This window comes from Adhaeribacter aerolatus, assembly GCF_007991635.1.
GTDB lineage: Bacteria > Bacteroidota > Bacteroidia > Cytophagales > Hymenobacteraceae > Adhaeribacter > Adhaeribacter aerolatus.
The window spans coordinates 18895-32426 of the sequence record NZ_BJYS01000030.1 but is presented as its reverse complement, the minus strand read 5'-3'; the positions used below and the strand labels follow the sequence as shown (position 1 = coordinate 32426).

8 protein-coding genes are annotated in these 13532 nt (G+C 44.3%); 2 read left to right on the top strand and 6 right to left on the bottom strand.

Going from position 1 to position 13532, the window contains the following annotated elements; all coding sequences use genetic code 11:
- Positions 1-645: 645 nt before the first annotated feature.
- On the top strand, positions 646-1128 hold the full coding sequence (locus AAE02nite_RS18595) for a hypothetical protein (RefSeq protein WP_146901250.1): 483 nt from the start codon (positions 646-648) through the stop codon (positions 1126-1128).
- A gap of 142 nt (positions 1129-1270) precedes the next feature.
- Here the strand turns inward: AAE02nite_RS18595 and AAE02nite_RS18590 are convergent, their stop codons facing one another.
- The gene (locus AAE02nite_RS18590) at positions 1271-1891 is read right to left on the bottom strand and encodes a YdcF family protein (protein ID WP_146901247.1); all 621 of its coding nucleotides are present in this window, start codon (positions 1889-1891) and stop codon (positions 1271-1273) included.
- A gap of 361 nt (positions 1892-2252) precedes the next feature.
- On the opposite strand from AAE02nite_RS18590, the gene AAE02nite_RS18585 reads away from it, so the two are divergent.
- Complete coding sequence (locus tag AAE02nite_RS18585; RefSeq protein WP_146901244.1) at positions 2253-2846, top strand: hypothetical protein; 594 nt, start codon at positions 2253-2255, stop codon at positions 2844-2846.
- 153 nt (positions 2847-2999) lie between these two features.
- On the opposite strand, the gene AAE02nite_RS18580 is transcribed toward AAE02nite_RS18585, so the two are convergent.
- The 5 genes from AAE02nite_RS18580 to AAE02nite_RS18560 all read right to left on the bottom strand — a co-directional run bounded on the left by AAE02nite_RS18580 (position 3000) and on the right by AAE02nite_RS18560 (position 13368).
- A complete protein-coding gene (locus AAE02nite_RS18580; RefSeq protein ID WP_146901241.1) occupies positions 3000-7178 on the bottom strand; it encodes a two-component regulator propeller domain-containing protein in 4179 nt (1392 codons plus the stop codon).
- 407 nt (positions 7179-7585) lie between these two features.
- A complete protein-coding gene (locus AAE02nite_RS18575) occupies positions 7586-8608 on the bottom strand; it encodes a glycoside hydrolase family 5 protein (protein WP_146901238.1) in 1023 nt (340 codons plus the stop codon).
- Between the two features lie 210 nt (positions 8609-8818).
- Positions 8819-10051 (bottom strand): glycosyltransferase family 87 protein, encoded by a 1233-nt coding sequence (locus AAE02nite_RS18570; RefSeq protein ID WP_146901234.1) that lies wholly within the window; start codon positions 10049-10051, stop codon positions 8819-8821.
- A gap of 381 nt (positions 10052-10432) precedes the next feature.
- A complete protein-coding gene (locus AAE02nite_RS18565) occupies positions 10433-11389 on the bottom strand; it encodes a glycoside hydrolase family 43 protein (RefSeq protein ID WP_146901231.1) in 957 nt (318 codons plus the stop codon).
- A gap of 197 nt (positions 11390-11586) precedes the next feature.
- Entirely contained in the window at positions 11587-13368 is a 1782-nt protein-coding gene (locus AAE02nite_RS18560; RefSeq protein WP_146901228.1) for a glycoside hydrolase family 9 protein, read from the bottom strand.
- Positions 13369-13532: the final 164 nt, after the last annotated feature.

Below are 13532 nucleotides of genomic sequence, written 5' to 3'. Positions count from 1 at the left end.
ACGGAGCCGGTAAAAAATCAGCTTAATGCCTCATACCGGTTCCGGCATAATACTCCTACCAATAAATTATCTGTGCAACGATAAAGCACATGCTGATTTTTACAATTTATTACACCTGTTATTTCACCTCTATTGTATAATGGCTTAATAAAACCAAAAGCACTGAAGCCTCCAGATTACCTCCAAATAAATTTCAGCCCAATAATTCTTGTTTTAATTGCTCGTTATAAAAAGAAAATCTATTCGCCATTTAGCGGAGACTTGTTTACTAAATTCAATATGCCATAAATAATTAGCAAATTAATACATTAGTAAAAATTAATATTTAAAATATGCAAATTACAATCTATACAAGACCCGACAATTTATTAGATAAACAATAACAAACGTTTATTCTCAACCAGAAAATGCGCTTTTCTCACATATTATTACAACTCCGAATTAAATCATGAAATAAAAATATTCCATTTTGTTACAAAAAAGCATATTTATAACACTTCTTATTAGTTAAAAAGGTCTATACAGCTTGTATTAGCATTTTTTATTGTTTGTACTTTAAAAAAATACATGTTACGTTTAACCACACATTGTCCTTTTATAAATATATAGTTAGCGATATGTTTGTAGTATCAAATGCCTAATAACATGAACACTACCGAAATTCTGAACAAATCGTTGGCTTGGTTATACTACAACAAAGAGCGGAAGACAACTGGTATCAACCAGAACACACCCAATTTGTCAGCAGTAACTAATTCGTATAGAACCAGCCAGGTAACCGGTTATGATTCATACGAAAAAAGTACCCGGCGCAACAACATAGGTAACGGGTTTAAATCAGCGGTTTACCAGCCGGCAGAAGCCAATCACTTTGCTTCTGTCGAGCCACACGAACTTTATATTCTTACCCAAGTAATTTTAAATACACTTAACACCGAACCCGACAGATTTCATGATATGTCGGAGATCCCGGGTTTAGAAAGCCGTCAATGGTCCCAGTTAGGACAAATTGCCTTGTATCTGCTAAAACAAGAATGGATTGAAGCCAAAGCAACCAGCACGGGCTTTTTAATAAAACTAAGTATGCAGGGCAAGATTTACCTGGGCAACAACGAAGCTTGGGCTTAATTCAGCTACATGCAGCAGTTTTACAGCGCCCGGCGCATTTTATAAATACTACCTGCCTTGCTGCCAATTATGGCTATTCAAATATACTACAGCCTTCAGATTTACTTTCTGAAGGCTGTTTTACTTTTAAGGCCTAATTATATTAACCTTCGTTGGCGGCGCTATCTCTTTTATTTAAGTAATCAATCACCTCCGCAACAGAAGCCAGATCGCCTTTTGCATGGTAGGTAGTTATTCTGTCGGCTTCTCCCTGAATCAAGTCTTTCCGAAGCGCCTTTTTGTTGCCTTGCGAATGAACTGCCTCGCCTAGCCAGGGTAATGCCTCACCGGGCAGGCTGTATAGCCGCAACTCCGGATACAGCCGTAATGCAGCCGTAATAGCCGTCATGAAAGCGCGGGGCTGATGAAAAGGCGGTGCTATAACCACCATGGTACTGTAGCCTTGCTGCCTGGCTTTTTGCACCATGGCCTCCGCTTCCGATAAAGTATGTAATATTACATCGTATCCAACGGGCACTCCTTCTATACTGGTTTTGGCAATGTTCCAGGTTAATAATTGCTGCTGCCAAACCTCAAACCCCAAATAGCCACTCCGCTCGCCGGTTTGCGCAAATAACAATCGGGGCGTAATTTTATTCTCCAGAAGTTGTCGCCCTTTAAACAATACCGATGCCTGATTATCGGGGGTTTGGGCAAATAAATAGGCAGCATCAACGGTATGGGGGCAAGTATCGCACAGGGCCCGGATTACCAGTTCAAACATGTTTCTTATCTTTTAAGTAAATCAAATATAAGGCAGCTATACGGCTTACCCGAACTGTACCCCATTTTATCAAGCGGAAAACCTGTAAATATATCCCTCACTAAATTTAAATAGCCAAAAATATCTGCCGCTAAATGCCGCAACCCTCTTATAAATCAGTGCCAAATAAATTTGTAAATCCTCATAAATGGGCCCACCCTGAACAGCGCTCTTCAGGGATTGACGCTTGGCGCTGATGAAGTTTTGTAAAATCAAGGCGGTGTCTATTCTGGCTCAGATAAAAATTGATTAAATCCTAAACAACATCTTTAAAACTGCGTTTTTAAACATTTAACCTTCATTTTTTTAAATTTTATGATTTATGAAAAATTTATTCTCCCTTCTATTAATCCTGCTTATGGCTGCCTTTGAGGTAGCTGCCCAGGATATTACAAAACCCCAGACTACCGCACCGGTAGCGTTTGATGCCGTACAAAGAGGCAACTGGCTGGTTGGTGCCGATATAGGAAATATCAGTCATAACTTTAAGTCCGAAACTTTTTCTATCAATATAATGCCCCGGGCCGGCTTCTTTATAAGCGATAACGCAGCCATCGGCGCGCAGGCCCAAATTGGACTTACGCTTTACGACGGCGGCGAAAATTTTTATTACGGGGCAACGCCATTTGTGCGGTATTACTTCCCGGAAGGAGCAGCGCCTACCCACCGCTGGTTTGGCGAAGCGCTGGCGGGATTTGCCGGTAGTTCTATTAAAAACAGTGAAGGTGATGCTATACTTTCGTCGGTATTTGGTTTAGGGGCGGGCTATGCGCATTTTGTGGCCAGCAATGTGGCCCTGGAAGGTATGTTGCGTTTTACCCGCACCAATGCCGATATTTCGGTCGGCGACGGCATGTCAGGCTTGTCGCTGAGCCTGGGATTACAAGTGTACTTGCCTGGCCGCGGAAACCGGTAAGCACATAATAATTAGGCCCGGCCTGGAATAACAAAAACTACCAATGTGTTTTTGTTATTTCAGGCCGGGCCTAATGGTTTGTAGGATGTACAAAAACTAAAAAGGCGTTCTCTCCTACCATTTTAGAACTAGCCTGCGGAGGTGGTTTAACCTTTAAGGCAATACCATACTGGCTTCTTTTTTCTTTTCGGCGGCATAGGCCGAAGGCAAACAGTTAAATTCTACTTTAAAATATTTGGTAAAGTATTTTGGGTTATTGAATCCAACTTCGTAAGCCACTTCCGAAACAGTAAGCTGGCTCTCGGTTAATAACTGGGCAGCTCTTTTCAGGCGTACGGTCCGGATGAATTCCAAAGGAGCTTTACCCGTAAGCGCCAGCAGCTTCTTGTATAAATATACCCGGCTCATACCCATTTCGCGACTCAGGTCTTCTACCGAAAAATCCGGATTCGAAATATTCTTTTCGGTGTATGCGATGGCCTTCCGGATTAGTTTATCATCCAGTGAGGTAACCTGAACCTCCTGCGGTTTAACTTCTATTTTCGGCTGCAAGGCCTCCCGGAAATTAGCGTGCTGGTTAACCAGGTTGCGGATGCGGGAAAGCAAAATCTCGAAATTGAAAGGCTTAACAATGTAATCGCTGGCGCCGGTTTGGTAACCCACCATTTGCTGCTCTTCGGAGGCATTGGCGGTTAACAGAATAACCGGAATATTGGCGGTGCGCGGGTCTTTCTTTAATTTCCGGCTCAGCGTAATACCATCCATTTCGGGCATCATAATATCACTAACCACCAAATCAGGGTTACAGGCCAGTACCTGCTGCCAGCCCTGCTTGCCATCGGCCGCCTCTTTAATGGTGTAATAGGCCTGTAAATTATCTTTGAGATAAAACCGGAAATCTTCGTTGTCTTCGATTAATAGCACCACCGGCTTTTTACCATTTTTGCTTCCAGCCATCGCCCCACCGGCCAAGTCGCTTACCACCGGCAAAGCTGCCGACTGCTGAATTTCCTGCACAACTGGTTCGGGAGCTGCTTTGGCGGTAAAAGCTTTGGCCACCGGCAATACTACGGTAAAGCAACTCCCCTCGCCGGGCTGGCTCTGCACCGTAATGGTGCCGCCGTGCAGCCGTACAAACTTTTTGGTAATGGCTAACCCAATGCCGCTGCCCTGGTTCACCATCGAACCCGGGACATCGCTCTGGAAAAATTGCCGGAATATTTTTTCGTGGTTCTCGGCTGGTATACCAATGCCGCTATCTTTTACTTTAATTATTAACTGCTGCCCGCTTTTTCCATTTTTCCGGGTAGCCGCCGTTAAATGTAAATTAAGGCTAATCTCTCCGCCTTCGGGGGTAAACTTAAAAGCATTCGAAAGCAGGTTAAACAATATCTTTTCCAGTTTATCCGGGTCAAATAGTATTTCCAACTGCTCCACCTCCGATACCAGGTTAAACCGGATATTCTTTTTCTCCGAAAGGTCAGAAAAAGAGAAAGCAGTTTCTTTGATAAAACAGATAATATCGGCTTTGGTAGGTTGCAGATGAATTTCCTGCACCTCCATCCGCCGGAAATCGAGCAATTGGTTTACCAGGTTTAACAAACGCCGCGCATTGCGGTGCATGAGCAACAAATGGCTTTTCTGGCCTTCGTCCGTTGTATTTTTAATAATCTTTTCCAGCGGGGTCAGAATCAGGGTTAAGGGCGTGCGGAACTCATGGCTAACGTTGGTAAAGAATTTAATTTTCATTACATCGAGCTCGTGGCGGCGCTTGGCTTCCTGTCGCTCCTGCACAATCCGGAAACGAAGACGTTCGCGCTCCACCAGGAAATGACGGGCCAGCCACAATAGTAGCAGCACTACCATTACATAAGCCGCTATAGCCGGTTTAGATTGCCAGAAAGGCGGCAAAATGGTTATTTTAAGCTGAATTCCCTCCTGGTTCCAGATGCCATCGTTATTAGCGGCCTTTACCCGCAGCACATAATTACCCGGGTCGAGGTTGGTAAAAGTTACCTTGCGCAGTTTACTATCAACGGCTAGCCATTCATCGCTGAAGCCATCCAGGTGGTACACATACCGATTCTTTTCCGGCTGCAAGTAGTCTAAAGCCGCAAATGCCACCGAAAACATATTTTCATGGTACTTCAGGGTGATTTCTTTTTTTCCGGTAATAGCTTTCTCCAGCACGACGCGTCCGTTCAGGGTATCGCCTACGCCTATACTCCGGTTAAATATTTCGAAATCGGTAAACACCAGAACCGGAATAGCTTTATTCCGGGTAATGCGCTCGGGCTGAAAAATATTAAACCCATCAGCTCCGCCAAATACCAACTCGCCGCGTTTGGTTTTCCAGGCCGCATTGTTGTTAAACGCTTTGTCTTGCAAGCCATCCTGCTGGTCGTAGCTTTTAAAACTAAAATCAAATCCACCGTCCTGTTTTCTACCTATAATTAAACTAGACAGGCCTTTGGGCGTGCTCACCCATAAGTTATGCTGATTATCTTCCACAATGCCCAGAATTGAGTTGTCCAGCAAGCCATCCTCCTGCCGGAAGCTCCGGAAAGCATTACATCTTTTGTCGTACAGGTTAAGACCTTCGTTGGTACCCATCCAAATCAGGCCCCGGCTATCCTCGATAACCGTGGTAACATTATTATTGCTTAAGCCTTGGGGATTATTATTCCGGTTAACAAAGTGCTTAAACACCCCGGTAGCGGGATTATATTGATCCACCCCGAAAGCGGTGGCCACCCAGAGGTAACCCTCCCGATCTTCGGTGATGGAGGAGATAAAATCTGAATGTACCGAGTTAGGCCGACCCGAGCGGTGGTGCCGGAAAGTATTTGTTTTCCGGTCGAGCAAATCCAAACCGCCGCCCAGGGTACCCACCCATAAGTTACGTTTAGCGTCTTCGAATATTTCCCATACCCGGTCGTCGGACAGGCTGCTTGGGTCATCGGGGTTGTGCCGGTACCGGGTAAATTTCTGGCCGTCGTAAACGTTTAAGCCCCCAAAATAAGTGCCAATCCAAAGCTTCTGGTCCCGGTCGAGGTGCAGCCCCACTATAATATTATTGCTAAGGCTATTGGGGTCATTGGCATCGTACTGGAATTGTTTAAATTGATTGTTCGCCCGGTCGAAGTAAATAAGGCCTCCCCCGTTGGTGCCCAGCCACAAATTACCTTTGGCATCTTCTACCACCCGGTTTATATCGTTAAAAGGTAAACTGGCCGTATTGGCCGGCAAATGCTGGTATAATTTAAACCGGATTACATCGGGATGGTAATAATTAACACCCTCTTTATAAGTACCTACCCACACAATGCCGGCTTTATTCGTATATACCGAATAAACACTATTCTGGCTTAAACTCCGGAAATCATCGGGTTCGTTCACCAGGTATCTTACCGTAAATGTTTTCTTATCCAATAAATTAATGCCGCCGTGGTCGGTGCCTACCCATATTCTATGGCGGTTATCCTGGGTTACCCCCCGTACAATATTGGCGTTTAGCTTTACTTTGTCAGAATCGTGGTGAATGTGGGTAAAAACCTGTTTTTTAGCATCGAAGTAAAATAAACCCTTGGCTTCGTTGTTCATAAATATCCAGGCATCGCCATCGGCATCCGAAAAAAGGCCATATCCCTGGCTGGTCTGGCCAAATTTTCGGTTCAGGAAATAGTTCCGGAAAATAACCTTACCTGTTTTGCTGATTTTCTCCAGCACACCATCGTAGTGCATTAACCATAAATTCCCTTTTCCGTCTTCGGTAATATCCGAAATCTGGTTCGAGTGAATAGTTAAGGAATCGGCGGTACTATAAGCCAGCCGGATAGTCTTTCTCAAGTGGCTGTCGTACTTAAAAATGCCTTCGCGGGTATGAACAAACCAAAAATTTCCCTGCTGGTCTTTAATTACTTTTTCTACCGAAGCATCCGGAACCCCGTACTTGCGCAAAAAATTATCGGGTTTGCTCAGAAACCGCTCGGTACGGGGGTTATAAATATTCAGCCCCGACCACCGGGTAACCACCAGCAGCATTTGCTCCGGCCCTTCGGCCAAATTGCTGATGTAGTTGTTGCGGATAGAGGTGGAGTCGCGGACATCATGCCGGAACGCTTTAAAATTATACCCGTCGAAGCGGTTCAGGCCCGACATGGTACCAAACCACATAAAACCTTGGCTATCTTCCAAGATACAGTTTATCTGGTTATGCAAAAGCCCCTGGGTATTGTTCAGCCGGGTAAATTTATAATCGCCGGTTTGAGCCAATACCCCTGAACAAAGAAACCAGAGCAGAAAAGTACTTAAATAAATTTTATAACGCATGCGGGTTAAATCCACCACCAACCTAAGGCAAAACGAAGATAAATATTTAAAAAACAGCGCCCAAAATTCTAACAAAAAGACTAGAATATTAGCCCTAGAACGTTGAATTATCTCCAGAAATTACAAATTCAAAAATAACCCGTTGCGCCTAAATATTAATGGCGTTTCCGGGCTAAACAAGAAAGCTTATCCGGCACAGAAAAGTTCTACTAAGGCTGGCCCGTTGCCAAAATATTTTAGGGCACCGTAAATTTTGAAGAGGATATTCTTAAGCAAGCCGGAAAGCCGAAATGGCCTCAATGAAAAGGACCGGAACAGGGGAATGGAGCCAAAGTAACCAGGACATTTGAATGAGTGATTACTTTGGCCGGCTCTCAGGGAATAATGGGGCAGTAGGAAAGTTAAGGTTATTTGTTTTTGTTCCTCTTCTTAAAGTAGCGGGTCTTTTTAGCGGTGTTCCGGATGCTATATTTATCGGTAACAGCTACTTCTAATCCCCAGTCTACCAGGCCAGCAAATTGGCCGTTTTGCGCATCATTGGTCATGTCCATCAGGGCGCAATCGCCGTTATTTTGCAGGCCCCACGACCAAGCCAGCCAACCAATCTGGTTTTTAAGGCATTCCTCCATAATGGTTTTATAGTCGATATATTTCTTGCAGCCAACGCCCATGGGGGCAAACTCGCCTACTATCAATGGCAAGTTCATGGCAACCGATTCTTTAATTTCGTTCTGAATGCGGGTTTTGGCGCCATCCGGGGCCGTCCACCACATGTGTACCGAAAATAATAAATTTTTCTGCGGATCTTGTTCAATTAAATATGGTCCATTGGCCTGTAAAATATCAATGTTCTGGCCCCAGCCGGTTCCGTCAATAACCAGCGGGCATTTCAGGCCGGTACTCCGAATTTGGGTAATGGCCCGGGTGTAAGCTTCGCGAAACTGTTCATCTTTTATTTCCCACCCGCCTACTTCATTTGCAATATTCAGTAACAAGTAAGGTTCATGTTTCTTCAGGACGGCCACTACTTCGGGCTTCACCCAATAATCTACCTGTTGCTGCAGTTTGCTCCAGTTACCCGTAGCGCCGTGGAGTTCGGGCATGGGAATCATGCCCTGGGCAATGCAGTTAGAAATAATTTTATCGAGGTTGGCCGCACTGCCTTTCGGGTTTTCATCGCTGCTGAGCCAGACCAACCGCACCACATTGGCCCCGGTTTTAGCTATTTCGGGGAAAGTTCTCTCACCAGTTAAATCCGATGACCAGATAAACATTTCGTTAACCCCGCGCAAAATCACCTTTGCTCCTTTCGGGTCGTACAAAAATCGCCCTTTTACCTGCATGGCCGCTTGCGCCTGCACCCGAACAGAGGTGATTGCAAATAATAAAACCAGAACCAGAAATACTTTTAGCAACGGCAACTTAAGCATACTTATTAATTAACGCCGTCCTGATTACAGGCCGGCAGAACCAGGTCAAATATAATTAGCGTTGAAGCTTATGGTTAGCTTAAATGTTAAAGATTACGGGCGCTTTTGTTAATTTTCAGCCTTTCGGGTTTTATTGGCCTTCAGTTTTAATTGTTTCAAGAGCTACTAATTTTTCTGAATGCCCAAATTTGTGCTTTAATTAATTTAAAATCAATGATTGCCTACTGCAGGATTTTTAAAAGTTGATATCGCACTAACTTCCGGTAAAGGCTGAGGATAGCGGGGCGTATATTTAGCCAGCAACATATCATAAATCAATTTAATCCATAGTAAAATACAGGGCACAGCTTTTACTACATAAGGCTGAAAATATTCTTTGCGGATAAACCGGGGAAAAATATCGGTGGGTGCCAGTTGTGTAAAAATGAAGGCCAGCATAAACAGCACCAGGTTTTCGGGTTTGCGTTCCTGCGAAAAATACCAGATAACCACCCCGCTCATAGCAATTATAAAAGTGGCCGACTCAGCCCGGTGGTTAAATATAACGACCCAAATCAGCACCGAAGCCAGGCCCTGCAGCCGGAAATAATAATCGGGGTAACGGTCTACGCGCAATAAGGGTAAACAAAACAACAAGGCTCCTATCAGCAGCACATGCAGTTTGTCCGGCCTAAAATCAAACCAGGTTCTGAACCAACCCATTACCGAAAAACCATCCGAAATAGAATGGTCGTTGACGAGCAGGTTATACCAGTTCTGATACAAAAACCAGAACTGACCTGGTTGTACCACCACCAGCGGCAATATAAAAAGCAACAAAACCCAGGCAGTCGTATATAGTCCTATTTTCCATTTGTGCGGATAAAACAGGTACAAGGCCATGGCTACGAGGCCGAATAATTTTATATAAACGCTGAACACTATACAACCCGCTGCCCACCAATAATGCTTACGCTCCAGCAAAGCAAAACCCAATATAATCAAGCCGCCCGTCAGGGCATTGCTTTGCTCGTTTTGCAGCGAGGTTAATAACTCTAAAGCAATGGCTAATAGCATAATAGCTTTAGTTTTACCGGGTAATTGGGGCAAGTAACGCATCCCCAGGAACAGCACCGACGCATTTACCAAATTCCAGAAAAGTAAACCAACTAAATTGGGTAGTAACGCGAAAATGCCGAAAAGAAGCGAGAAAACCGGGCTGTATTTATATAAGTCCCATTGTTCCAGTAAGTAATGCCGGTACAAATCCTTTCCGGCCAGCAGGTGGAAAAAAGATTGCTTAAAAATTATGTAGTTATTGTAGTGGGTATAATACCGGCCGTTGCTGGCATTTAAAGACCAGGGTTTTAGGTAAGCTTGGACGGAAGCAAAAACAGCAAAAGAAACAAAAACGATTAATACGAATTTATAATCTATTTCAATTTCTTTTATGCGCTTTAACATCCGGCAGATACCTTTAAGTTTTTAAGATACTACCGAAACAGCTGCTTTTAGTTACAGAATATTCCCCAGATTGCTGCCAAACATGCCGGAAATTCTATTCTTAATTACTGGCGGCTTTATTGAGAATTGTACCTTACTCTCAATAAGTTTCCTAGGCTTATGGTAAAAGAAAGCTTTCATACGTTTACTTTTTTTCTTTACACCATTTTAAGATTAACAAAATTGGTGCGTCTCGTTTCAACCTGGGTGGCAAAGGCAAAAAAAAGAAGCATTAGCCAATGCGCTGGCGCTATCCTTTAATATAAACGTTAGGCAAAGTTTAGCTGGAGCACAGGCTACGAAAACAAACCGCCAAGTTACTTAAAGGCACTCCGCATTCTTCTACTGCCCTTGATTTAGCTTCTCAAATTCTTTACGGGTAACCTTAAACACCGTACCGTGGCGCATCCCTTTTGGGAAAACCATCTGGTCCGAGATATCAGTCCAGTTTTCTAAATCAGCGGATTGCACGGCACCCATTTTGCCTTCGGTATATTTATCAAAATACACAATCCATTTGCCGCCCAGTTTTAAGCCGGTAGGCCCTTCGGCCCAGTATTTTCCCGTAATAGGCGGACCGGCTTTGGTATAAGGGCCGGTAAGGTTTTGGGCTTTGGCTACCTTTAAATTTTTCTGGGCCGGTTCGCGGGTTTCATCTTTCAGAAACATAATAAACTCTTTGCCATCGGCTACAATATTGGCGTCTATTACGTTAAAACCAGGCTCGTATAAAAGCTTGGTCGGGCTGAAAGTTTTAAAATCTTTGGTAGTTACGTAATACATGCGGTGGTTATAACCATTATCTTCTTTCGACTGGGTTTCGGGGTAGAGCCCGGTAATGGTGGTGGCCCAGTAAATCATGTATAGTTTTGTTTTGGGATCGTAGGTTATTTCGGGAGCCCAGGTATTACGGGCGTTGGGCTCATGCTCCATTACCGGAATATATTTTTGCTCCGACCAATTAATTAAATCTGCGGAGGTGGCATAGCCAATACCTTTTTCGTTCCAGCTCACCGTCCAGACCATGTGAAATTTACCGTCGTGCCCCCGGATAATATTCGGGTCGCGCATTAACTTGTCTTTTCCGGCGGTAGGCTTTAAGAATATTTTATCATTTTGTAAAGCGGTCCATTTATAACCGTCGGTACTGTAAGCCAGATGCAGCCCATCGCCATTGCCCTTAAAATATGAGAACAGCAGTACCTCATCTTTTTTTAATAAACTTTGGCTGTTAGCTGAAATGCTGACCAATAGCAGCAGGCAAAGCAGAAACTTAATCTTATTTAAAAAGTTCATCATTACACTTCTCGATTTTTGTTCCAATTTAGCAAATAATTCTGCTTAAACTTACCTTTAACCCTGTAGTAAGTTCGTTATATCCGTTCTTTCATTCAGGTAAAAATAAATCAGCACCTGTTTACCAGAATAAATCTGGTAAACAGGTGCTGATTTATTCAATCTGGTATTTAAGGCAACTTTGCAGTAAGCGGCTGCCGTTATTTCTTCGCTAAGCCGGCTTTATCTTGCAAGGCTTCGATACCCGATGCCAGGTATACAAAAGGTGCATTCCAGTTGATGGCTATTTCGTTAGACGCATAAGAGCAATCATGGTCAATATACATTTCGTCGGCAGAGGCATTAGCGGGGTAGCCCGCGCATTTATCCTGCACATTGGCCCGGGCGTTGGTACCACCGGATAATAAACCCGGTACCGGCTCTTTAATGCCATCGGCCACCGAAGGGCGGTGATGCGGGTTTAGGGTAGATTTTTCGCCGAAGCCGGTTAAGAAAGAATAACCAACGGCATTGCGCCCGAGCAAATAATCGAGGTTAGAAATGGCGCCTACGATATATTTTTTGTCGCCGGTAAGTTTATAAGCATTAATTAAGGCAATTCCCTGGTTAGCGGCTACCGAACTGCTGCCCCAGATATAATCTTTCTCGGTTTTGCCCATAACAGTGCGGTAAGTTCTTGCGTCTACGCCGGCTATTAATTCATCGGCAAAAGCCCGCAGCCGCTCTTTCAGCGCCGGTACATCTTTTTTAGCTAAGGGGGTCAGGTTATTTTGGTGACGAGCCAAGGTGTAATATCCCAGCAAACGCACCTGGTTCCAACTCGGAAGCGGCATGGTATCATCGGGGAATAAATTTACGGCCGTATAATATTTATCTTGTTTGGTAGAGACGTATAATTCCGAAGCGGCCCAGATAAACTCATCGCTGAACTCGCGGTCGCCGTAAGCCCCGGTAGTTACCTGGGGCGCAAATTGTTTATTATTAGCATCCTGGTCGTAAATGGCTTTGGGGTTCTTTTGTGCCCACTCCCATGCCCGGGTAGCTGCCGTTAACATGGTATCGGATAAACCCGGGAAATCTCTGTTAAAGTTTTTGTAAACACGGCTGGCCTGGGCCATTACAGCAGCGAAATTTAAAGCGGCACCCGTTCCTTTTTGCACCACATAGCGCGGCTTGTCGGCTTTATCAGGCATTATCATCCCATCGAAGGCCGGGTTGGTTAACTTATGGTAAACCCCGCCATCGTTCGGGTCTTGCATAGTCAGCATCCAGCGCAGGTTCCACAAGGCTTCATCTAAAACATCAGGTACCTGGTTGCTGCTCTCGGGAATATTTAGTTTCTGGGTTTTAAAATACTCCGGAAAGTCTTCGTAAGCGGCTAATAAGGTACCGGTAGTAATGCCGCTGTTTACAATGTATTTGTTGTAATCGCCGGCATCGAGCCAGCCGCGCGTAGAATAAATGACCGTACCGGCCGGGCGTTTGTCCGAAGCGGCTGATGGATGTACTATCGCTTTGCTGTCGGGGTGCCCGGCTTTCCGGTGCCATTTACCGGCATATTTTTCCGGCAGGTCAATCGACATGCGCTGGTAATAAAAGCCCTTCAGGCCGGCAGCAGCTACCGCCTGGTGTACATCGGGTTTAATATCAAAAGAATAAGACTTACCTACTCCCGGAATTTCTAAAACATAAGATCCCGGTTTACTGAAGCCGGAAAAATTGGCAATGCGGATTGGTTTTTTCGAAAATTCGTTAAGTTTGCTCTGGGTGAGCTGACCGGTAAAAACAGTTTTGGTACCGTCGGCAGTTTTCAGGTAAAATTCACCTCCGTTATTTTCGCCTACTACAACGGCCACTTTTGGCGCCCCGGGGTAAAACCCAATTTGGTTAAGCCGAATATTATCAGGTACCGCCTGCCCTTGAGCAGATGAAATTAAAAGAGAAAAACCGGCAACTGTGAGTATTTTTTTTAATGCATGCATGCTTATAAGTAAATGTAACTTAAACTGTGTTTAACTGGGGTTTCCTTCTGCTGAAGTGGTTTGGGGAAAAATTTTAGTAGAATTTTAGAATATTTTGGTATTGGTTAAGGCTTATTTGACTTTGTAAGAATCAACCTCTTCTTATCCCGGCAAAACAGGTATCT

Coding starts and splice junctions, on each gene's coding strand:
- AAE02nite_RS18580 (WP_146901241.1), bottom strand. CDS start 7,178: ATGCGTTATAAAATTTATTTAAGTACTTTTCTGCTCTGGTTTCTTTGT.
- AAE02nite_RS18560 (WP_146901228.1), bottom strand. CDS start 13,368: ATGCATGCATTAAAAAAAATACTCACAGTTGCCGGTTTTTCTCTTTTA.
- AAE02nite_RS18575 (WP_146901238.1), bottom strand. CDS start 8,608: ATGCTTAAGTTGCCGTTGCTAAAAGTATTTCTGGTTCTGGTTTTATTA.
- AAE02nite_RS18590 (WP_146901247.1), bottom strand. CDS start 1,891: ATGTTTGAACTGGTAATCCGGGCCCTGTGCGATACTTGCCCCCATACC.
- AAE02nite_RS18565 (WP_146901231.1), bottom strand. CDS start 11,389: ATGATGAACTTTTTAAATAAGATTAAGTTTCTGCTTTGCCTGCTGCTA.
- AAE02nite_RS18585 (WP_146901244.1), top strand. CDS start 2,253: ATGAAAAATTTATTCTCCCTTCTATTAATCCTGCTTATGGCTGCCTTT.
- AAE02nite_RS18570 (WP_146901234.1), bottom strand. CDS start 10,051: ATGTTAAAGCGCATAAAAGAAATTGAAATAGATTATAAATTCGTATTA.
- AAE02nite_RS18595 (WP_146901250.1), top strand. CDS start 646: ATGAACACTACCGAAATTCTGAACAAATCGTTGGCTTGGTTATACTAC.